The sequence below is a fragment of the Bifidobacterium tibiigranuli genome (assembly GCF_022655035.1).
Lineage (GTDB): Bacteria > Actinomycetota > Actinomycetes > Actinomycetales > Bifidobacteriaceae > Bifidobacterium > Bifidobacterium tibiigranuli_A.
The window spans coordinates 290,883-312,401 of sequence record NZ_JALCUA010000001.1; the positions used below are offsets into that span (position 1 = coordinate 290,883).

General features: G+C 61.0%; 20 protein-coding genes. 3 read left to right on the forward strand and 17 right to left on the reverse strand.

Annotated elements, in window-relative coordinates:
• Positions 1-266 precede the first annotated feature (266 nt).
• From LKK40_RS01210 to LKK40_RS01270, 13 genes are all read right to left on the reverse strand, one after another.
• Complete coding sequence (locus LKK40_RS01210; protein WP_304308512.1) at positions 267-1,031, reverse strand: pseudouridine synthase; 765 nt, start codon at positions 1,029-1,031, stop codon at positions 267-269.
• 44 nt (positions 1,032-1,075) lie between these two features.
• On the reverse strand, positions 1,076-3,352 hold the full coding sequence (locus LKK40_RS01215; protein ID WP_304308514.1) for a hypothetical protein: 2,277 nt from the start codon (positions 3,350-3,352) through the stop codon (positions 1,076-1,078).
• Positions 3,353-3,405: 53 nt separating this feature from the next.
• A complete protein-coding gene (gene glmS, locus LKK40_RS01220; RefSeq protein WP_152580969.1) occupies positions 3,406-5,298 on the reverse strand; it encodes a glutamine--fructose-6-phosphate transaminase (isomerizing) in 1,893 nt (630 codons plus the stop codon).
• Positions 5,299-5,417: 119 nt separating this feature from the next.
• Positions 5,418-6,269: an amino acid ABC transporter ATP-binding protein gene (locus LKK40_RS01225; protein WP_304308935.1), complete on the reverse strand. Its 852-nt coding sequence runs from the start codon at positions 6,267-6,269 to the stop codon at positions 5,418-5,420.
• Positions 6,270-6,279: 10 nt separating this feature from the next.
• A complete protein-coding gene (locus LKK40_RS01230; protein ID WP_304308516.1) occupies positions 6,280-7,269 on the reverse strand; it encodes an amino acid ABC transporter permease in 990 nt (329 codons plus the stop codon).
• Between the two features lie 90 nt (positions 7,270-7,359).
• A complete protein-coding gene (locus LKK40_RS01235; protein ID WP_304308518.1) occupies positions 7,360-8,289 on the reverse strand; it encodes an ABC transporter substrate-binding protein in 930 nt (309 codons plus the stop codon).
• 165 nt (positions 8,290-8,454) lie between these two features.
• Complete coding sequence (locus LKK40_RS01240) at positions 8,455-9,384, reverse strand: ABC transporter substrate-binding protein (RefSeq protein ID WP_304308520.1); 930 nt, start codon at positions 9,382-9,384, stop codon at positions 8,455-8,457.
• A gap of 214 nt (positions 9,385-9,598) precedes the next feature.
• Entirely contained in the window at positions 9,599-10,081 is a 483-nt protein-coding gene (smpB, locus tag LKK40_RS01245; protein WP_304308521.1) for an SsrA-binding protein SmpB, read from the reverse strand.
• A gap of 200 nt (positions 10,082-10,281) precedes the next feature.
• Positions 10,282-11,733 carry a CHAP domain-containing protein gene (locus LKK40_RS01250; protein WP_152580973.1) on the reverse strand — a complete coding sequence of 484 codons (1,452 nt, stop codon included), beginning with the start codon at positions 11,731-11,733 and terminating at the stop codon, positions 10,282-10,284.
• A gap of 236 nt (positions 11,734-11,969) precedes the next feature.
• Positions 11,970-12,893 carry a permease-like cell division protein FtsX gene (ftsX, locus tag LKK40_RS01255; protein ID WP_273221834.1) on the reverse strand — a complete coding sequence of 308 codons (924 nt, stop codon included), beginning with the start codon at positions 12,891-12,893 and terminating at the stop codon, positions 11,970-11,972.
• A gap of 3 nt (positions 12,894-12,896) precedes the next feature.
• Entirely contained in the window at positions 12,897-14,351 is a 1,455-nt protein-coding gene (gene ftsE / locus LKK40_RS01260; protein ID WP_304308524.1) for a cell division ATP-binding protein FtsE, read from the reverse strand.
• A 37-nt stretch (positions 14,352-14,388) separates the two neighbouring features.
• Entirely contained in the window at positions 14,389-15,528 is a 1,140-nt protein-coding gene (prfB, locus tag LKK40_RS01265) for a peptide chain release factor 2 (protein WP_304308526.1), read from the reverse strand.
• A 192-nt stretch (positions 15,529-15,720) separates the two neighbouring features.
• On the reverse strand, positions 15,721-15,852 hold the full coding sequence (locus LKK40_RS01270; RefSeq protein WP_272869822.1) for a hypothetical protein: 132 nt from the start codon (positions 15,850-15,852) through the stop codon (positions 15,721-15,723).
• Between the two features lie 346 nt (positions 15,853-16,198).
• Between LKK40_RS01270 and dapD the strand changes: the two genes are divergently transcribed.
• Positions 16,199-17,188: a 2,3,4,5-tetrahydropyridine-2,6-dicarboxylate N-succinyltransferase gene (gene dapD / locus LKK40_RS01275; protein ID WP_304308529.1), complete on the forward strand. Its 990-nt coding sequence runs from the start codon at positions 16,199-16,201 to the stop codon at positions 17,186-17,188.
• Between the two features lie 140 nt (positions 17,189-17,328).
• Here dapD and LKK40_RS01280 read toward each other — a convergent pair whose 3' ends face one another.
• Positions 17,329-17,874, reverse strand: coding sequence for an HXXEE domain-containing protein (locus LKK40_RS01280; protein WP_368491452.1), 546 nt, complete (start codon positions 17,872-17,874; stop codon positions 17,329-17,331).
• A gap of 227 nt (positions 17,875-18,101) precedes the next feature.
• On the opposite strand from LKK40_RS01280, the gene LKK40_RS01285 reads away from it, so the two are divergent.
• The gene (locus LKK40_RS01285; protein WP_304308534.1) at positions 18,102-18,353 is read left to right on the forward strand and encodes a type II toxin-antitoxin system RelB/DinJ family antitoxin; all 252 of its coding nucleotides are present in this window, start codon (positions 18,102-18,104) and stop codon (positions 18,351-18,353) included.
• Positions 18,346-18,627: a type II toxin-antitoxin system RelE/ParE family toxin gene (locus tag LKK40_RS01290; protein ID WP_304308536.1), complete on the forward strand. Its 282-nt coding sequence runs from the start codon at positions 18,346-18,348 to the stop codon at positions 18,625-18,627. Before LKK40_RS01285 ends, LKK40_RS01290 begins: the two co-directional genes overlap by 8 nt.
• A 7-nt stretch (positions 18,628-18,634) precedes the next feature.
• Here LKK40_RS01290 and LKK40_RS01295 read toward each other — a convergent pair whose 3' ends face one another.
• The 3 genes from LKK40_RS01295 to map form a co-directional block, all read right to left on the reverse strand.
• Positions 18,635-18,961 carry a CPBP family intramembrane glutamic endopeptidase gene (locus LKK40_RS01295; RefSeq protein ID WP_304308937.1) on the reverse strand — a complete coding sequence of 109 codons (327 nt, stop codon included), beginning with the start codon at positions 18,959-18,961 and terminating at the stop codon, positions 18,635-18,637.
• A 51-nt stretch (positions 18,962-19,012) separates the two neighbouring features.
• Complete coding sequence (locus LKK40_RS01300) at positions 19,013-20,305, reverse strand: citrate synthase (protein ID WP_304308537.1); 1,293 nt, start codon at positions 20,303-20,305, stop codon at positions 19,013-19,015.
• 321 nt (positions 20,306-20,626) lie between these two features.
• Entirely contained in the window at positions 20,627-21,403 is a 777-nt protein-coding gene (gene map, locus LKK40_RS01305; RefSeq protein WP_304308538.1) for a type I methionyl aminopeptidase, read from the reverse strand.
• Positions 21,404-21,519 lie beyond the last annotated feature (116 nt).

Here is a 21,519-nt window from a genome sequence, read left to right on the forward strand (position 1 = left end):
TCCTTTCCGCCGCAGCTAGTCGTCGCGCATCTCACTCATGTCGGCCGTCGCAACCGCTGACGTCGAGTCTACGACATTGGGCGTAGAACATGCGTGGGCCGCGCACTACTCGCACACCGATTCCTATAGTGCGCACGAAACGCACATTGCCCGTCTCAGCTGATTATCACGCAACCTTTTGCTCAGCAAGCTTCGCGCGGGAATGCAATCTGACTGACATGTGCGTTTCGTGCGCACTATGCAACGGCTCAGGCGCGTAGTGCACATCATCCCCATCCCAATCCCACCCGCGACACGAAGCGACGGGGCTCGTCAGTGATCGGGTCGATGAATTCCAGCGATCTGGCGACCAGTTGCAGGGGCTGCGAGAAGTCGTCGTAGGCGCGATTCTGGATGCTCGGGTAGAGCTCGTCGCCGGCTATCGGCAGGCCCAGCGCGTTCATATGCACCCGCAGCTGGTGCGTTTTGCCGGTTCTTGGCTCGAGCATGTACCGGCGGTAGCGCAGCGGCCAGGCTCGCGGCGTGCCCGCAGCCACGTCCGCGCCCACATCCGCCAGCCGAATCACCGTTTCGGCGTTCACCTCGCCGGGTTCCTCGTATGCCTGCAAGATGCCGCGCTGCTTGACGATGCGCGAGCGTCGCAGCAGCGGAAACACGGCGGGCGGGTCAAGCCGCGTGATGGTGCCAAATCTCGGGCGAGTAATCGGCGCGCTCGGTGCTAGGCATTCGTAGGTTTTCATGACCGTATGCTTTTGGAAGAGCATCTGGTAGGTCTTGCGCAGCCGGGGCTTGCGCGTGAACACGACGATGCCGGCGGTCGAGCGGTCCAGGCGATGCGCCGGCGTGATGTCAGGCTCGCCGAATTGCTCGCGCAGGCGAATCAGCGCGGTCTGCCGGTACCACATGCCGCGCGGCGTCGTGGCGAGGAAATGCGGCTTGTCGATGACGATGATGCCGCTGTCCTCGTACACGATGTCATATTCGAAAGGGATTTCCGGCTCGTCGCCCACCCAACGGTGTCCCTGAACCATGATTCGCCCCTTCCGCTCCGATTTTCCCCTCTGACGCTATCTGACTATATGAACAGGAACCATGAGCGCACATCCCACCACAGCCATGCGTTGAAAACCGGCGGGTCGGTGCGGAATAGGCTGAAGAACAGGAATGCGTAAGCGCACAACGCCCCGATAACGACGAAAACCGTCATGATTCGCGAGATATCGGACATCGCCGGAAGCGCTTGTGGCAAGGTCCGCGCTGCGCCTGCCTCCGAAATCCGTACCTCGCTCGTGCCTGCTCCGGGTATCCCGCGCATCAGGAATCCCTGCGGATCGCGATCCGCGGGTCGCACCATGCCTGTCGGCTCGCGCGGCCGGCAGGCATCGGCGGTGAGCAGATACATCGCAAGCATCAGCATGACGGCCCAGCCGAAGTCCAGGGTGTAGCGCACGTCGTATCCGGCGATATGTGCATTGGCGACGAGCACGGCCACCGCGTACAGCAGCACCGTCATGAACAGCGCGTTCATATGCGCCCGCTTCAGGCTCCCCCGCCATGCGATGGCAGCAAACAGCACGCAGGCGAACGGGGCGAGCGCCACGAACAGCCCGCCGTAGCTGAAGGTCTGCGGCAGCAGCCACACCGGCATGGGCTGCACCGTCTGATCGATGAAGGGGAATTCGGTCTGCACATTCGGCGGCTGCGCAAGATACAGCCAGACATAAGTGAAGACATGCGTCCAGGGGAAGGCCTGATGTGCCATGTCGAAATTGGTGAGATTGTATTTCGCGCCGAAATCGAGCAGACTGCCGAACCGCGCCTTGTTGTACAGCAGCGCCGGAATCACCGCTGCGATGAATGGCAGCAAGGCCGCAGCCCATACCGCGAGTTCCGTTCTGATGGCTTGCCGGGAGGAGCGCCCGTTTCGCCACAGCCGCACGATGTCTCCCCAGAACAGCGCAATCGCGATAATCGCCGCGAAGGCCATCTGCGGCCGGCACGAGACCACCAGACCCATGCATAGCGCCCCAGCAGCGAGCCAGCGCCTGCTCAGGCCGCGCATCGTGGACTCCATCCAGCATGACAAGGCGAGCATGATGAGCGTTATGCCCATCGTCTGCGGCAGCTGGTGGATGATGATCTTCTTCATGTCGATGAACAGCGGATAGCCGAGCATCATGGTGCTGGCGACGAGCAGCACGCTGCCGAGGCTCGGTGCGCCGATCCTGCGCGCGATGAGCCGCGTGAGTTGGACCAACAGCAGCATCGAGCTTGCCACGACAAGCAGCGCGAGCACCAGCACCGCCACCCCCAGTTCAAGATTCATGCCTGTCAGCAGCTTGTAGGGTGCGAACAACACCAGCGCCGGCAGCACGCCGAAATAGCTGTAGTATTTCCCGTTCTTGAACGCGACATCGACAGGAATTGGGACACCCGAGTGCGTATGGGCAGCAATCTGCTGGCGTGAAAGTGTGTCGTACGGGTTCGCCATAGCCGCCAGATCCGGGTTGACGGGGAAATCGAGCGATACATGACCGTGAATCAGCGCATCGGCCATCTGGTTGTAAAGCCCCGGGTCGTAGTAGTCCCCCGCTGGCGCTGGGCGCAGCATCGGCACGGCATGATTGCCGCCGAACAGCAGCCAGATGACTATGACAATCGCAATCTGCAGCAGGAACACGGCCGTCAGCCCCATCGCGCAGCGCCGGTCCCGCAGCGAGAAACGGTATCGATACAATCGCGAGCCGGGGCGGAACGCGATGAGGAACAGCGCCGCAAGCAGCTCAAGGCACACGCGCACCGGGGCAAGGCTGAATGGCATGCGCGGATTGACGGTGAAAGAGTTCAGCGCAACGGTAGCGCCGTTATGCGTCTGATAGTGGAAGCGAATGGTGTTCATGCCCCCGCCGATGCGGATGTACTGCGAATCCTCATACCACGGCGAGTACTGCTTGACGCTGTCGGGATTGCTCCGCAGCCCGCCCGCGGCCTTCTGCTTCGCATCCATCGTCCATGTGACGACGTCCGTCGTGTTATCCGCTGCGGCGACGCCCGACTCGGCATCGCCTGCTATGTGCCCCGCCGGCGGATTGACCCGCAGGTACTCAACCGGCGCGTCGCTCGTTATTTCAATCCACGCCTGATTCGCATCAGTGACCTTCGCCGCGGCATGGCCCTGCGCTTTCAGCCCCGGACCGAGCGTCACCTGCCCTTGCGCGATATGCGTCGGCGTGCTGGTCATCATCCGCCAGAACGGCATGTTGAACACGAATACCTCAGCGCATATCGCCAGCAGAATGACGGCGATATCGATGATGTGGGCAGCGAAAAAAGCGCGGCTGCGTTGGCGCATAGGCTGGCGCATAAGATCAGATAACTATTCCAACAGTACTTATCGAGCCGTGCTTATTCCACAGTCACGGACTTGGCGAGGTTGCGCGGCTTGTCGACGTCGTAGCCCTTGAGATTGGCCATATCCATGGCGAACAATTGCAGCGGGACCACATCGACCAACGGGCTGAGCAGCGTCGGGCAAGCCGGCCGCCAGAAGACCACATCGGCGTAGCGCTCGGCGTCGGGGTCGCCCTCCTCGGCCACAACGATGGTAAATGCGCCACGCGCCTTGACCTCCTCGATGCCGGAGATGACCTTGTTGTGCAGCGTGTTGCGGCCGCGCGCCGAAGGCACGATCACCACGACCGGCTCGCCTTCGTCCACCAATGCAATCGGCCCGTGCTTGAGCTCGCCGGCCGCGAAGCCTTCGGTGAAGGTGTAGGCGATCTCCTTGAGCTTGAGCGCGCCCTCCATCGCCACCGGGTATCCCACATGCCGACCCAGGAACAGGAAGGAATGCGCGTTGAGCATACGCTTGGCGGCCTTGTCGACCGTCTCGGCCTGCGTGTCGAGCACCCATTGAATCTTGGCGGGCATGGCCTTGAGCTGCGCGACGATGCCGCGAATCTCGTCGGGAAACATCGTGCCCTTGATCTGCGCCAGATACAGGCCAAGCATGTAGGCGGCCACGATCTGCGCCACGAAGGCCTTAGTGGAGGCGACCGCAATCTCCGGCCCGGCATGCGTGTAGAGCACAGCGTCGGATTCGCGCGGAATCGTGGAGCCTTGCGTGTTGCAGATCGCCAGCACGCGCGAACCCTGCTCGCGGGCGTGCCGCAAGGCCATAAGCGTGTCCATCGTCTCGCCGGACTGCGAGATGGCGACCACAAGCGTGCGCGGGGTCAGAATCGGGTCGCGATAGCGGAATTCGTGTGCCAGTTCGATTTCGACCGGGATGCGCACCCAGTGCTCGATCGCATATTTCGCGACCATGCCGGCGTAGCTCGCCGTGCCGCAGGCGACGACGATGATCTTGTCGATGGATTTGAAATCCTCAAGCGCGATGCGCACCTCGTCCAGCACGATGTCGCCGGCCGCGTTGAAACGGCCGATAAGCGTATTGCCCACGGCCTCGGGGTCCTCATGAATCTCCTTGTCCATGAACGACGGCCAGCCGCCCTTCTCGGCGGCGCTGGCATCCCAGTCCACGGTGAAGCGCTTGGAATCCGTGACGACGTTGCCCTCGAAATCGGTGACGGTGACGCTATCGGCGCTGATGCACACGGCCTGGTCCTGCCCCAGCTCCATGGCGTGCTTGGTGTAGGCCACGAAGGCAGCGACGTCGGAACCCAGGAAGTTCTCGCCCTCACCCAGTCCCACCACAAGCGGCGAGTCGTGCCGCGCGCCGACGACGATATCCGGCTGCCGGTCATCGACGGCCAGCAAAGTAAAGGCACCGGAGAGCATGCGTGCGACGCGACGCAGCGATTCGAACAGGTCCGCCTTGCCGGTCTCCTCGATGACCGTGGCGGCGACTTTGCCCAGCAGCTTGGCAGCGACCTCGGTGTCGGTGCCGGAAACGAAGGCGTAGCCTTCGGTCTGCAGGTTGAAGCGCAGCTCGTTGGCGTTCTCGATGATGCCGTTGTGAATCAGCGCGATATGGCCGTCGGCGCTGGTATGCGGATGCGCGTTGACATCGCTCGGCTCGCCGTTGGTCGCCCAGCGCGTGTGCCCGATGGCCACGGTCGCATCCGGCATCGGGCGACGCTCGAGATCCGTCTCAAGATTGGCCAGCCGGCCGGCCTTCTTGCGCACCGCGACCGAACCCATGCCGGGTGCCGTAAGCGCCACGCCCGCGGAATCGTAGCCGCGGTATTCCAGACGACGCAGACCCTGCAGGCAGACTTCCAAAGGCTTGCCGCAGGCGGTCGTGACATTTCCTGCATATCCAACGATTCCACACATGGTTCACCAGTCTATGGGAATTTTTGGAGACACACCCCGCTTCGCATGAATATTCACGCAGTCCGTATATTCACAGTCGTGTACGTGCCGTTATTACCAGCATTCAAAAATCCGAGCCACTACAGCACGTGGTTGAGGAAGTCCTTGAAGCGCGGCTCCTTGGGATTGTCGAAGATCTCCGGACCGCCCTTCTCCACGACCACGCCGCCATCCATGAAGACGATCTGGTCGCCCACCTCGCGGGCGAAGCCGATCTCGTGCGTGACAACGATCATCGTCATGCCGCCATCGGCCAGCGAGCGCATAACGCCCAGCACTTCGCCGACGAGTTCAGGATCGAGCGCCGAGGTCGGCTCGTCGAAGAGCATAATCTCGGGGTGCATCGCCAACGCGCGGGCAATGGCGACGCGCTGCTGCTGCCCGCCGGAAAGCTGCGAGGGATAGTAGTCCAGTCGTTCGGCCAGGCCGACTCGGGTCAGCTCCGCGATGGCTTCCTCGCGCGCCTTGGACCGGGATTCCTTCGCGACATGCACGGGGGCTTCCATCACGTTCTCGAGGGCCGTCTTGTGCGGGAAAAGGTTGAAGCGCTGGAACACCATGCCCAATCGCTCGCGCTGGCGGGCGATCTCCTTTTCGTTCAAAGCCTGCAGGCATTGCTCGCCATGCTTGGTGACCGGGCGGAAGCCGATGAGCTCGCCATCGATGGTGATGGTGCCCGCCGAAATCGTCTCCAGCTGGTTGATCAAGCGCAGGAAGGTCGATTTTCCGGAGCCGGACGGCCCCAGAATCACGGTGACCGTGCCCGGCATAACAGTCATGTCAACGCCTTTGAGCACTTGCAGGGAACCGAAGCTCTTCTGCACGCCGACGGCCTGCACGGCGGGCCTGGAAGACTCAGCCTCCCCGTCTTGGCTGAAATCAGAGGAATCGATCTGAGCGTCGTCAAATGATGTATTCGTTGTGGTTGTCATCATGCCTCATTCACGCGTTCAGGCCCACGAAGGTGGCCTGGTTGCCTTTGCTCACATCGTTCTTCACTTCGCTTTCGGTTTTGCCCGGCAGCGGCACGGCATCCTTCTGCGGCCACACGTGCCGCTGGTCGAAGCCCTTGCCGAAGTGACGCTCCAAGTACGACTGCCCGACCATGAGAATCGAGGTGATGAGCAGATACCAGATGCACGCCACGATCAGCAGCGGAATCGGCTTGTAGATGCGGTTGGCGATGGCGTTGGTGGCGAACTGCAGTTCGAGTCCGAAGGGCACGGCGGTGACCAGCGAGGTCGTCTTGAGCATGCCGATCGCCTCATTGCCCGTCGGCGGCACGATGATGCGCATGGCCTGCGGCAGGATGATGCGGCGCATGATCTTCGTGCTGCGCATGCCCAAAGCCTTCGCGGCCTCGGACTGACCGGGGTCGACCGCCTCAAGGCCGGCGCGCACGATTTCGGCCAGATACGCCGCTTCGTTGAGCGCCAAGCCCAGGATGGCCGGCAGAAGCCCGGCCTGAATGGCCTGGGTGAAGTGATCGGAGTCCATCGACCAGAAGCTGACGCTGGTGAATGGTATCCCCAGCGAAATCTGCGGAATCAGCACGGCGAACAGTCCCCAGAACACCAGCTGGGTCCATACAGGCGTGCCGCGGAAGAACCAGATGTAGAACCAGCTCACGCCACGTAGCACCGGATTTAGGGATTTGCGCATAACGGCGAGCAGCACGGCCAGAACGATGGCGATGAGCATCGAAGCCACCGTCAAGATCAGCGTCCAGCCGATGCCGTTGAGCACGTTCGTGTCGAACAGGTACTTCCAGACGATAGGCCAGTCCATGTTCTTGTTGGTGACCATGCCCTGAATCAGCATCAAGGCCAGGAGGGCGACGATGATGCTGGCCACGAGGGTTCCTGTATGCCTTACCGGCAATATCTTGGCACCCTCGTAGCTATCCGCATCGGATTTACTGTGTTGCGACATGAATATCCTCTTTCCGATCTGGGGTTCCCGACGCCCGCCGCCACGCGACCAGTTCCACCCGGCCTTCACGCGTCTTGGCGGCAGGTGGGACTACTCGACGCTGGGGTTGATCTCGGCCTTGTCGATGGCGCCGGAGGCAACGCCCCAGTGGCTGAGGACCTTCTTGTATGTGCCGTCGTCGATGAGCTTCTGCACGGCCTTCTGCACCGCCTGTGCGGTGGCCGTGTCGCCCTTCTTGACGACGATGCCTTCAGGAGTGACATCGACATCCTTGCCGATGGTCTGCAGGGTATTGTTGGTCTGCACAATCGCGTAGCCGGCGACCGGGGTATCAGCATAGAAGATATCCGACTTGCCCGAGGCCACGGCGGTGGTCACATCGGTCTGCGCCTTGAAGGACTGAATCTGGATGGACTTCTTGCCCGCAGCCGTGCACTGCTTATCGATCGTGTGCGCCGCGGACTCCTGGGTTGTTCCCGTCTGGACGGCGAGCTTGGCGCCGCACAGGTTGTCGGTGTCGATCTTCTTGGGATTGCCCTTCTGCACGACGAAGGTGGAGCCGGCATTGAAGTAGGTGACGAAGTCGACGGCTGCGAGGCGCTCCTTGGTCACGGTGAAGGAGGACATGCCGATATCGTATTTGGAGCCGACCGAAGGAATGATCGAATCGAAGGTGGAGCTGACGGTGACTCGTTTGAGACCGAACACGTTCGCGATGGCCTGGCCCAGATCGACATCGAATCCGATGGGCGTCTTGCCGTCGGCATCGAGGAATTCGGCCGGCGCATAGGATGTATCAGTGCCGATGGTAAGCGTGCCGTCCTTGGTCACCGAGGAGGGCAGCATGGCGGCTATGGCGTCATCCTTCTTGACGGAGCTGACATCAACGCCCTTGGCTGCTGCGGATGAGGACGACCCGCTTGAGGAGCCTGCATTGTTGGTGCCGCAGGCGGCCGCCGATACGATCATGGCTGCGCCGAGCGCGACGGCCGAAATCCGTGTGATTATCTTGCTGGACATACCCACATCCCTTTTTCTCTGGTGTTGCTCTTGTCTCGTTCGGCACATGGCCTGCGCCGCTCTGCGTTCACACACTAGGCACGCATTGCTACGAAAGCGTTACATGCCCATCATAGGGCAGCTGACAGAAGAGAAGGGATGCGGGCGGCAGCCCGGTTTCGCCGGTCAGACTGCGGGGTTGATCTCGGCCTTGCTGATGGCTCCGGAAGTAACGCCCCAGTGATCGAGGATCTTCGTATACGTGCCGTCATCGATGAGCTTCTGCAGCGCCTTCTGCACCGCCTGCGCGGTGGCATCGTCGCCCTTCTTGATGATGATGCCCTCGGGCGCGACATCGACATTCTTGCCGATGGTCTGCAGCGTGCCGTTGGTCAGCTTGACGGCGTATCCGGCGACCGGACTGTCCGCATAGAAGATATCCGCCTTGCCGGTGGCTACGGCGGTGGTCGCATCGCTCTGCGCTTTGAAGGACTGAGTCTGCATGGGCTTCTTGCCTGCGGCCGCGCACTGCTTGCTCAGCTCGCCTACTGCGGTCTCCTGGATGGTTCCCGTGCCCACGGCGAATTTGGAGCCGCACAGGTCGGCAGTGTTGATCTTCTTGGGATTGCCCTTTTTCACGACGTACGTGGAGCCGGCGTTGAAGTAGCTGACGAAGTCCACCGACTTGAGGCGTTCCTTGGTCACCGTGAACGCGGACATGCCGATGTCGTATTTGGAACCGACCGAGGGGATGATCGAATCGAAGCTGGAGGGGATGGTCTTCTCCTTGAGTCCGAGCACGGCCGCAATGGCCTTGGACAGGTCGACATCGTAGCCGATAACCGTCTTGCCGTCGGTATCGAGGAGTTCGGCCGGCGCATACGAAATGTCGGAGCCGACGGTAAGCGTGCCGTCCTTGGTCACCGAGGCAGGCGCGATGGCGGCTATGGCGTCATCCTTCTTGATGGAGCTGACGTCAAAGCCTTTGCTGGCTGTGGATGACGACGAACCGCTTGCATCCCCATTGTTGGTGCCGCAGGCCGCGGCGGATACGATCATGGCCGCGCCGAGTGCGACGGCGACAAGGGCTTTGAGCCCTTTGGCATAGTGGGACATGGCTTTGATTCTTCTCTCTGTGATTTCTCTGTGGTTGCTGGGATTACGCTGCGTTCATGCTGCGTTCATCAAAATACTGCACTATTATGACCGCCGTGTGTATAAGGCCGCTGTTTGACCGCTATGTGACCACAGCATGGCGTCATATCGCTGTGCCGTCACACCACTGTGACGTCATATCGCTGAGTCGTCCTCAGCGCATCATCGTTCTGCGCTAAGAACGCGAGCGCAGGTTCTTGTAGCGCATGGCTCGCTGTGCCTCGCGCTTGTCTTGTTCCTCGCGCAGCGCCTGGCGCTTGTCGTATTCGCGTTTGCCGCGTCCTACGGCGATTTCCGCCTTGACCCGACCATCCTTGAAATACAGGCTGAGCGGCACGATGGTGTATCCCTTGGCCTCGGTCTGACGGGTGAGCTTGGCGATCTGCGCGGCGTGGAGCAGCAGCTTGCGCTTGCGCTTGGGGGCGTGGTTGTTCCATGTGCCGTTGAGATATTCGGGGATGTTGGCGTTTTCCAGCCATACCTCGCCACGGCGGTCGATCGAGACGAAGGATTCGGCCAGCGACGCCCTGCCTTCGCGCAGCGATTTGACCTCAGTGCCGGTCAGCGCGAGGCCCGCTTCGTACCGATCCTCGATCTCATAGTCGTGCCGCGCCCTGCGGTTGAGCGCGATCGTCGTCGTTCCCTGTTCCTTGGCCACGCTATCCCCTCCTCTCTGTGCATGCTCTCAAGTTTGTGCATGCCATCACGATGACATGCTATCAAGCAGTGTGCATTCATCAGTGTCATTCACTCAGCGCACACTCATCAGCGCAATCTATTTATAGCGCGGCCGCACCATGAGGTACGACCGCGCTATGAATATGAATATGTGCTGGGTGAACTCTTTAATAATGCACTTTAGTAGTGCACGTACTGATAGTTCCACGAGTCGCTGATGGTCTCATACGCCGGGAAGCTCGCGAAGCCTGTGCCGCCTTCGGAGATCAGCACGGAACCGTCGGAGTTGACGCGCTCGACGACGGCGACGTGGCCATACTGCCAGTCGGCGGTCCAGTGGCCGCCGACGCTCTGGCCCGGGGCGAATACCATCGCAGCGCCGACATGCGGCGTGTTGTTCACTAGGTAGCCCATGCCGCGCGCCGTAGCGGCCCACTGGCCGCCGTTGCCCATGTAGGATCCGACCGGCAAGCCCAGTTCGGAGCGGCGCAGATAGGCCCACAACGTGCACTGGCGCGAAGGATAGGCGCTGCCGCCCGCCGTATTGCCGGTGTAGTGCCCGTAGCAGAATGAGGAGCCCGAGGGGCAGTTTCCAGGAACGCCGTAATTCATGCCGTTGGCACCGCCGCCACCGTTGTTCGGGGCAGGGGCCGGCGCGGGAGCTGGCTGGATGGGTGCTGGTGCAGGCGTGTAGCCGCCGCCACCCGAACCGCCGCCGGCATTGCCGCCGCCCGTGGTCTGCTGCTGGCCGCCGTTGCCCGGATCCGGGGCCGCTGCCGCCTGGGCGGCCATCTGCTCGTTGTAGGAGTCGATCTGCGATTTGAGCGTGACGATGTCGGCGGCCTCCTGAGCCGCCTTGCTGGTCAGTCCGCTCTTCTGCTCTTCCAGACTGGCACGGGCCTGATTGCCTTGCTCACGCAGCGCCTGGAGCTGCGTCTGCTTGTCCTGGGCGCTTTGCGCGGCGCTCTGGGCGGATGCGGCCTGCGCGTCGGCCTGTTGCTTGAGATCGGAGATCTGCTGCGCAATCGCGTTGAGGCGCTCCTTGCGGTTCTTCGATGTGTTGAGCGTCGTGGCGGCACTGTCCGCAGCATTCGCCTCGCTGCGCGTGATAGCCGCATCCGACTGCATCGAATTGACGAACTGATCGGTCGTCTTGGACTTGGTGACCACGTCCATCACCTGGGAGGCGCTGGAACCGTGGAAGCTGTCGCGGGCGAGCTGGGCGACCGCTTCCTTGGCGTCGTCATAGTCGGCACCGGTCTGCTTGATTTTCGCTTCGAGGTCACCTTGGTCTTTTTTGGCCGCGTCAAGCCGCTCGCTGGTAGCCTGGGCAAGGCTCTGCGCCTGATCGGCCTGCTGCTGGGCGGAATCCGCAGCCTGCTGAGCCTGTGGAATCTGATTCTCCGTCAAATCGTTCAATGACAGAATCTGGTCCGCCAGATTCTGGTTCACTCCGGCAAGCTGCTGCTTGAGATTCTCCTGATCCTGCACCTTGTTCTGATATGCATTCCAATCAGGCGCAGCCTGCGCCTGCGGCACTGCTATCATCGTGCCCATCGTGCCGGCGGCAAATATGCTGGCCGCAGCCAGCGCAATCCCCACAGCGGCGTTAATGCGTTTCGCGTGCGTCATTCTTGTAAAGCCTTCCTTAGCGCTTGGATTCCACAGTATCGTTGCATGTCACTATGCAGTTCAGTTGTACAACAGTTCACTTATCATCGTGCCGTTCAGTTGCACAACAGTTCAGCTATTATGCGGTTCAGTTATATAGCGTCATCACGCTGCACAGCGTTGTTAGGTAGCCCAGTGTAGTAAATGATTCTGAGCATGCCAAGGGTTCCGCGTGTGCCCAAGCATTGCAGGGCCTCTCACGCCTTGAGATAGCGGCGCAGCGAGAAGGCCGAGGCGAGCGCCGACAACGCCATCGCGCCAAGCACGAGCACCGGCGCTATGATCCAGACGGTTCGCTGATCGATATACGGCATCCACTGCACCGTCTGCGACAAACCGTCGGTGATGAACACCTTGACGATGCCGCTCAGCGCGCCGCATGCCATCAGGGACCCCAGGAACGAGGCGATGACGCCTTCCAAGATGAACGGCAATCGAATCGTCCAGTTCGATGCCCCGACCAGGCGCATGATCTCGGTCTCGTTCTTGCGCGAGGCCGCGCTCATGCGAATCGTCGTGCCGGTGAGCAGTATGGCGACCACCACCATCACGGCCGCCAGCACCACGGTGACGATGGTCGCCTTGTTGAGCACATTGAACACCGGATCGAATATCTGCCGCTGGTCGACCACCTCCTCGACGCCGGTGCGCCCGGAAAGCACTTCGGAGACGACCTGATACTTGGTCGGGTCGGAGAGCTTGAGTCGCAGCGTGTCCTGCATATTCGCGGCGGTCAGCGTGCGCCCCTCGAATACGCCGTTGGGATGCTGCTTGAGAAATTCGTTCTTGTAGAAGTCCGCACGGCTCTGATACGTGATCTTCGAGACCACGCTGCCCAGCTCCTGGTGGATGACGTTTTCGAGATCGACGATCTCCTGATTCGTCGGAGCCTTGCCGGAAGCGCAGGAGGCCGCCTGACTGGTGCCGTCGGGGCACAGCCACACCACGATCTCGACCTTGTCGTACCAGTCGCCTTTGGCCTTGGTGACCTGCGCCTGCATCAGGCCCGAGGCGCCGATGAAGAGGAAGGAGATGAAGGTGACGAGCATCACCGACAGAATCATCGAGACGTTCTGCTTCAGGCTCGTCCAGGTCTCGGAAAGTATGAATCGCGTCCTCATCGTCTACTGCTCCTCATGGTGGATGGTCTCGGTCTCTTGCCCGCTGCCGTCTGCGGCGTCGGCATTCTGGGGCACTGTATTCTGCGACACTGCGTTCTGAGACACTGCGTTCTGAGACACTGCGTTCTGAGACACTGCGTTCTCTGTCTCCGCATGCTCGGATGCCGCATCCCCGTCATCGGTCGCTGCGTCTGCGCCGTCGACCTGTGCGGATTCGGCATCTCCCGATTGCGCGGAATCGCGCGTCTGCTGCGCCGGCGGCGTAGGCGGTGCCGGCGGAACGGGCGGCATGGAATCTGCACCCTGCTGCTCGCCTTGACTCTGCTGCTCGCCTTGCTCCGGCGTATCGTTCTCCGGCGCATCATGCTCCTGCGCGGACGGCACATGCGCATCGATTTGGTTCTGCGCATCATCCCCCTGCGCAGGCGGTACATCCACATCACCTTGGGCCGCGATTTCGTCGACGTCCAGCCCACGCCCCCAGGTCATCGTCGTTTCGACCGATTTGAAGGTCTCGCCGTAGCGGCCCTTCCGCCCGGAATGCACCGACTTCGCCAGCCGCGCGATGCCTCCGTCGTCCTCGGAGTCGTCATGCATCGCCTCGACCACGGCGTTCATCGCCTGGAAGGTGCTGGCGTCGTGCTCCGGCATATTGCTCGCTGCCTCCACGGCCTCGATCGCACCCACGCCTGTGACCGTCGGCGCCGACGTCGCGACGACCTGCTGCGCCTTGGATTTGGACTCGGTTTCGGAATCAGGGAAGAACAGCGCGGAATCATAGGAGCCATGCTTCTGGTCGCGCACGATTTTGCCGTTGTGCAGCTCCACGACGCGCTTGCGCATCGAGTTGACGATCTCCTCGTTATGCGTCGCCATCACAATCGTGGTCCCGGTGCGGTTGATCGCCTCAAGCACCTCCATGATGCCCAGCGAGGTCGTGGGGTCGAGATTGCCGGTCGGCTCGTCGGCCAGGAGTATCTGCGGATGGTTCACATAGGCCCGTGCGATGGCCACGCGCTGCGCCTCGCCGCCGGAAAGCTCATGCGGGTAGTTGCTTTCCTTGCCCACAAGCCCTACGGTTTCCAGCACCTTCGGCACCAAGGAGCTGATCGTGGAACGGCTGGTGCCGATCACTTCGAGCGCGAAGGCGACGTTCTGCCAGACGGTCTTGTTGTTGAGCAGCTTGTAGTCCTGGAACACGAAGCCTATCGAACGGCGGTACTGCGGCACCTGGCTGTTGGCCAGCCGACGCAGGTCGTTGCCGGCGACGCGAATCTCCCCGTCCGTGGCCTCCTCCTCGTGCAGCAGCAGGCTCAGCAGGGTCGTCTTGCCCGAGCCCGAAGCCCCCACCAGAAAGACGAAGTCGCCGCGGTCGACATGCACCGTGACGTCGTCGAGCGCAGGTCGAGTGCCTTTGGGATAGACCTTGGAAACGTGGTCCAGCGAAATAAGTGCCATGCTATGCCATCCTTACCATTCACTCTGCTTTCAGGGTTTACTTCCCGGCAGTCTCTTCGGCTTCGGCCGCCTCGCGGCGCTGCTCATGCCGCCAGCGAATGCCCGCGTCGATGAACCCGTCGATATCGCCGTCGAAGACCGCCTGGGTCTGCGAGGTCTCGTAGCCGGTGCGCAGGTCCTTGACCATCTGATACGGGTGCAGCACATAGGAGCGCATCTGGTCGCCCCAGCTGGCCTTGATATCGCCGGCAAGCTCCTTCTTCTTCTTGGCTTCCGCCTCGTGCCGCATCACGAGCAGCCGCGACTGCAGGACGGCCATCGCGGCCGCGCGGTTCTGAATCTGGCTGCGCTCGTCCTGCATGGTCACCACGGTGTTCGTGGGCAAGTGGGTGATGCGCACCGCGGAATACGTGGTGTTCACGCCCTGGCCGCCGGGGCCCGAGGAGCAGTAGGTATCCACGCGGATATCCGAATCCGGGATGTCGATGTGATCGGTCTCCTCGACCAGCGGCACCACTTCGACAGCGGCGAAGCTGGTCTGGCGCCGGCCCTGATTGTCGAAGGGCGAGATGCGCACCAGCCGGTGCGTGCCGCCCTCGACCGAAAGCCGGCCGTAGGCGTACGGCGCGTTGACCTGGAAGGTGGCCGACTTGATGCCGGCCTCTTCGGCGTAGGAAGTGTCCATCACCTTGGCCTTGTAGCCGTCGCGCTCGGCCCAGCGCAGGTACATACGCAGCAGCATCTGCGCGAAGTCGGCCGCATCGACGCCGCCGGCGCCCGAGCGAATCGTCACGACAGCCGAACGGGCGTCGTACTCGCCGTCGAGCAGGGTCTGGATCTCCATCTCGTCGAGATCCTTCTGGATCGCGCCCACTTCGAAGCGGGCTTCGGCGAGCGAATCGTCATCGCCCTCCTCCTGGCCCAGCTCGAACAGCGTCTCAGCATCGTCAAGACGCTCCCCCAAGCTGTCCAGCTTCTTGACCTGCGACTGCTCCGCCGACAGTCGGCTCGTCACCTTCTGCGCGTTTTCAGGGTCATCCCACAAGCCGGGCGCGGACGCCTGGCGTTCGAGATCCTCGATCTCGGCCTTGAGCCGTTCGACATTCAGCGCCTTGGCGATGGACTCGTACTTGGTCCGCGCCTCGCCGAGCGCCTGGGAAAAATCAAAATCTGCCATCATTACCACCATACATACGTACTGTTTGAAAATATCATCGTCGACCACGCGTCAACAGGGCCTGCACAAACCGGCCCGCATGATCTGCCCGTCCGGCAAGCCCTGCTCGCACTATGCAGCATCGGGCCGCGAACCTGCCCAAGCGTATTCAGTGCATGGCGTATGAACGGGAATCATGCCGAAAGAGCCGCGTCAAAGCCCGGCGTAAATCGCCGGAATCACCAGCGCGAGCAGCATTGCTACGGCCAGCACGATGCACACCGTGCGCGTCACCACGCGCCGGCGGTTCTCGCGCCGCAGCCGATCATCGCGTTCCTTGCTCATAGGGCTTCACTGTACTCATGCGTGCGTACGAGCGGCAGAATCCGAGTGGGCGAAGCCGTGGCAGGCCGGTACTGGTGGATGTAGCCGTCCTGCTGCCTTCACCGGCACACTCTCATCGATGCAGGCGCATGTTCGGTATCGTACGTTTTCCTAATCGTTCATGGACTCCGTATTGGATAACGTACGCTTACTCGCATTCAGCGTACGTTATCCAATACGGAGTCCATAAGCATGCCATGCAACGTACGCTCGCCTAAGCTTCGTTGTATCGTGTGTGGTGATTATGGGACGGCAGAACGCACCGCCGAACCGGTATAACGAAATGCACATATGTAAAGGAGCACACATGAGCGACGAACGCACTGCATGGGGCTGGGGACTTGCCTCGATTGACGAATCCGGGGCCACCCTGGACGCTTGGTATCCCGAGCTGCACTTGGAAGACGCGCCGAGCGAAGCCGCGCGGCCGAAGCACGGATTCGATGGCGTATTGCATGAGGAGCCGGATGCACGAGGCGTGAGGCGCGTCCCGGTGTTCACGGTTTCGCAGCTCGATGGCGAGATTGTCGATGCAGCCGACGCCTACCTGCGTCTGCACCTGCTGAGCATGCGGCTGGCCAAACCGAACACGCTGAATCTGGATGGCATCTTCGCCAAACTCACTAATGTGGTGTGGACGAATTACGGCCCCTTCGCCGTCGAAAACTTTGCCCAGCGCAAGCTCGATGTGGAAGCAGCGGCAATGCGCACCAACCCGGGTGTGCCGCACGCAGCCGTCAACGTGCTCTCGATCGACAAGTTCCCGCGTATGGTCGATTACGTCGTGCCCACCGGCGTGCGCATCGGCGACGCCGACCGCGTGCGGCTGGGCGCCTACCTGTCCGAAGGCACCACGGTGATGCACGCTGGCTTCGTGAACTACAACGCCGGCACGCTGGGCACCTCTATGGTCGAGGGTCGCATCTCGCAGGGCGTCGTCGTGGGCGATGGCTCCGACATCGGCGGCGGCGCCTCGACGATGGGCACGCTGTCGGGCGGCGGCAAGCTGCGTAACTCGATCGGCGAGCATAGCTTGGTCGGCGCGAACGCCGGCATCGGCATCTCACTGGGCGACAACTGCGTGGTGGAGGCCGGCCTCTACGTGACCGCCGGCACCAAGATCACCGTCGTAGACAAGGCCAAAAAGGCCGCGGGAGAACCCTTCGACGTGGTCAAGGGCGCGGACTTGTCCGGCAAGGACAATCTGCTGTTCATCCGCAATTCGATCACCGGCGGCATCGAAGCCCGCCAGCGCAAAACCGGCATCGAGCTCAACGCCGCCCTGCACAAGAACTAGGCTGCCCAGATTCAGCTACCAAAGACTAATGGCACGAAAAGGCCGTTGACCAGTACTCAGCGGCCTTTTCGTGCCATTGCAGGAAGACTGCCGGCATAATAGACACAACCTGTGGTCCATTGAGCCCATTACGCCGCCGCTTATCCGCGCACGATGCGTTCGGTGGCCCCAGCGTATCGGTGCAGCAATTGCAGATTCGCGCCTGCGACAGCCGTTACCACAACAGTCCAGATGATGGCGGGAATCACGTCAAGAGCGTGGGCCGTAACGACCATCACCCCGATATTAATGGGCAGCATGACCGTGGCGGTGACGCTCCCCGGATTCCATGACCGCGAGCGCAGCGCGAACCCAAGATGTCCCAGCAGATGCAGCGAATTCGCAAATGTCACCGCAAACACCACTGGCGCAAAGGATACGAGGCCTGCGCAGAACATCGCGACACCATACAACATGATTTCCTCCGCTATGCAGGCAGCCAGCGCAGGAGTCGAAGGGTAATATTCCCTGTTCCTGATCCAATAGTCCCGCGCATACCGTTTATCGCTGGCATGCCTCTCGATCCAAGGCCTGCAGCGGACAATCTCTTCGAACTCATGAATCACGAATAACGCGAATGACACATATGCCAACCCCATGATGCTCATCGTTGCCGCCCTTCCCTGGTACGCCGCGCCGTCATGCATCTACGATGCCGAATATACCCCTATGCGTCAGCTAGAAATATCATGTGATTTCATAGGCATCTCATCCGATGATTGTTTGGGCAAATACCTTTACCTTCTGCTCGGTCATAAGGCGCAATGTACGATCGAAGATTGGCGGCGAGCTCAACGAATTGTTGAGCACCAACACATTGTTATACAATATGAATACATTCGTCATACGAATAGCTGAAAGAAGGTGAATACCTATGGCCAGTGCAACCATCGCCGTCCGCACTGATCCGGACACCAAACGCCAGGCTCAGGAGATCTTCAAAGATATGGGGCTCGACATGAGCACCGCCGTCAACATGTTTCTGCATCAAACCGTTCATGAACACCGGCTGCCGTTCCATCCCGGGCTCACTCAGTTCGAACAGGCCGTGCTCGAAGCCGACAGCGAGCCAAAACGCCGATTCGACAGCGTTGATGAGCTTATGAAAGAGCTTCGCAGTGCTTGAACACATTGAGCGATCGAGTTTATTTCTGCGACAGGTGAAGAAGCTGCGACGCAAGCATTACAACCTCGACCTCTTGGAAGCGGCAATACGGCACCTTATGTCGGCTGACAGGAGCATGCTCATTACCCATTACCGCGATCATGCTCTCACTGGAAACCTTCAAGGATATCGTGAACTGCATATCGACAGCGATTGGCTGCTCGTGTATCGCATCGAGAACAACACGCTTACGTTGGTGCTCGTCGCCACAGGAAGCCACGACGAACTGCTGTGACTGGTTATCAGTTCCACTGCTCTCGGTCAGGAATCTGATGGGTCAGCACAAGAACCACAGCAATCGCGGCCATGACGACCCACGCCACCCAGCCGAGCAGACCCACTACGGCTGGGTCCGAAGGAGCACCGGCGGCCGAAAACAACAGGAGCGCCACGCCCGCCGCATTGAACGCACCGTGGGCGACAACGGAGGGCCAGATATTGCCTGAGCGGATGCGGAGCCATCCGACGAGCACGCCATAGGCGACGCAGCCAATCACCATCAGCAGCAATCCAACGAGATTCGGACGGTTGAAGTTATAGCCGAGCAGGGCAATCGGAGCATGCCACAGCGCTCAGCGACCCCTTCGTGCCAATAAGCATGAGATATCGCTGTAAAGGAGCTACCGCTCCTCCATCGGGACGTAGTCACGTTTGGCTTCGCCGGTATAGACCTGGCGGGGGCGGCCGATTTTGGCGTCGGGGTCGGCGAGCATCTCGCGGTATTGCGCGATCCAGCCGGGGATGCGGCCCAAGGCGAACAGCGTGGTGAACATGGCCGGATCGAAACCGATGGCGCGGTAGATCAGGCCCGTGTAGAAATCGACGTTCGGGTACAGATGCCGGGAGACGAAGTACTCGTCGCTGAGCGCAATACGCTCAAGCTCGGTTGCCACGTCGAAGAGCGCACGCTCCTCCTGGGAGAGCTTGAGCGTGTCCTCGCGTTCGAGCAGCTGTTCAAGATACTGCCGTGCAATCGCAGCCCTGGGATCGTAGGATTTGTAGACGCGGTGCCCAAGTCCGGAGATGCGCCGCCCCTCGCTTTTAGCCTTGTCTACGAATTCCTTGACGCTCAGGCCGCTGTCGCGAATGGCTTTGAGCTGGCGCAGCACGGCCTCGTTCGCCCCACCATGCAGCGGTCCGGAGAGTGCGTTGATGCCTGCGGCGATGGAGGAATACAGATTGGCATGGGCGCTACCCGCGATGCGGACCACCGAAGTCGAGCAATTCTGCTCGTGATCGGCGTGGATGATAAGCAGCCGGCCCAGCGCGTGCACGTAGAGCGGGTCCGATTCGAACGGTTCGTAAGGCACAGCGAAGCACATGCGCAGGAAGTCGTCGACGTAGCCTCGCGCGTAATCCGGATAGAGCATCGGCTCATCGCGCCGGCGGCGGAAGATGTAGCTCACGATGGTGCGCACCTTGGCCATGATGATGGTCGCAGCCTCGTCCAGCTGGTCGGAATCGTTGGGATCCGTGGTATCCGGGTAGAAGGTCGCCAGCGCGTTGACCGCCGAGGCGAGCACGCTCATCGGGTGAGCGGCGCGCCGGAAGGATCCCAGGAAAGTGCGGAAGTCCTCCCCCACCATCGTGCGATGATTCACGTCAGAGCTGAAATTGTCGTACTGCTCCTTCGTCGGCAGCTCGCCGAAACGCAGCAGCCATGCGACCTCCAAGAAGTCCGATTGATCGCACAACTGCTCGATCGGATATCCCCGATAGCGCAGCACCGAATTGTTGCCGTCGATGTAGGTGATCTTCGATTCGCATTGCGCGGTGGTGAGGAAACCAGGGTCAAGCGTCACCCAGCCGTCGTTGCGCAGGCTGGAAACCACGATGCCATCCGGGCCGGCTGTGGCCTTGACTACTGGCAGCTTGAATTTATTCGTGTCGATATCCAACTCGGCTGTGGCCATCGGCGCTCCCCTTTCGGATCAGTCCGGCTGCTCGCAGCGACATGGGGCGCGCAATTGGCGTGTCCCGGCAGCTGGCACAACACCGTCAGCCCGTCGGATGGCGAGACCCGCGCATACGGGTACCGGGAAAGTCATACTATCAGACCAACACGCGCAATTCGGTAAACAATGTCACGGATCATCAGCCGTCATTGGCTGCGAACTGGCGGAATTGCGCGAAAACGTGTAGGCGGGCCGCCGCAACATGTGCGACGACCCGCCTACAGCAGTCTCGAAACTGCCTGACTAGCCTTTATTCAAGGTATTCAATTCTTCAGTCAATCAATCGCGCGTGGTGAGAATAACCGGCCCGTTGTCGGTTATGGCGATTGTGTGCTCGGTGTGCGCGCCGCGCGAGCCGTCAGACGAGCGCAGCGTCCAGCCGTCCTTCGGATCCTGATAGATCTCGTTGGTGGTCTTGAGGAACCACGGTTCGATGGCGATGACCAAGCCCGAGCGCAGACGGTACCCGTGGTGCGCCTTGCCGTCGTTGGCCACATGCGGATCGCCATGCATGATATGACCGACGCCGTGACCGCCGAAATCGAGGTTGATCGGGTAGCCTTGCAAGCGTGCGACGTCTCCGATCGCGTTGGAGATGTCTCCCAGCCGATTGCCCGGCTGCGCCTGCGCGATGCCAGCCACGAGCGCGTCCTCGGTGCACTTGATCAGCCGCAGATCCTCCGGATCCGCATCCCTGCCGACCACGAAGCTGATGGCCGAGTCACCGACCCAGCCGTCCACGCTGATCGCGAGATCAAGCGAGACCAGATCGCCGTCCTTGAGGTTGTAATCGTACGGCACCCCGTGCAGCACGGCATCATTCACCGAAATGCAAATGTAATGCGCGAAGGGACCAGTGCCGAAGTCCGGCGCATAATCCACGTAGCAGGATTCGGCGCCCTTGCGGTCGGCGATGCGTTTGGCGACGAGCTCATCAATCTCAAGGAGATTCGTGCCGACTTTCGTCATGGCTTTCAATTCCTTGAGAATGCTGCCGACAAACCGGCCGGCAGGCTTCATCGCTTCGATTTCCGCAGGTGTTTTCAGCTCTATCATGCCTTCACCCTACTGCGCGTGCCTAACAACGCCTAACAACAATACCTCGTCGTTTCCTGCGACGCCGTCAGGCTTCCTGTGCCACAGTCGGGCTTCCTGCACCGTCACCGAGCGGC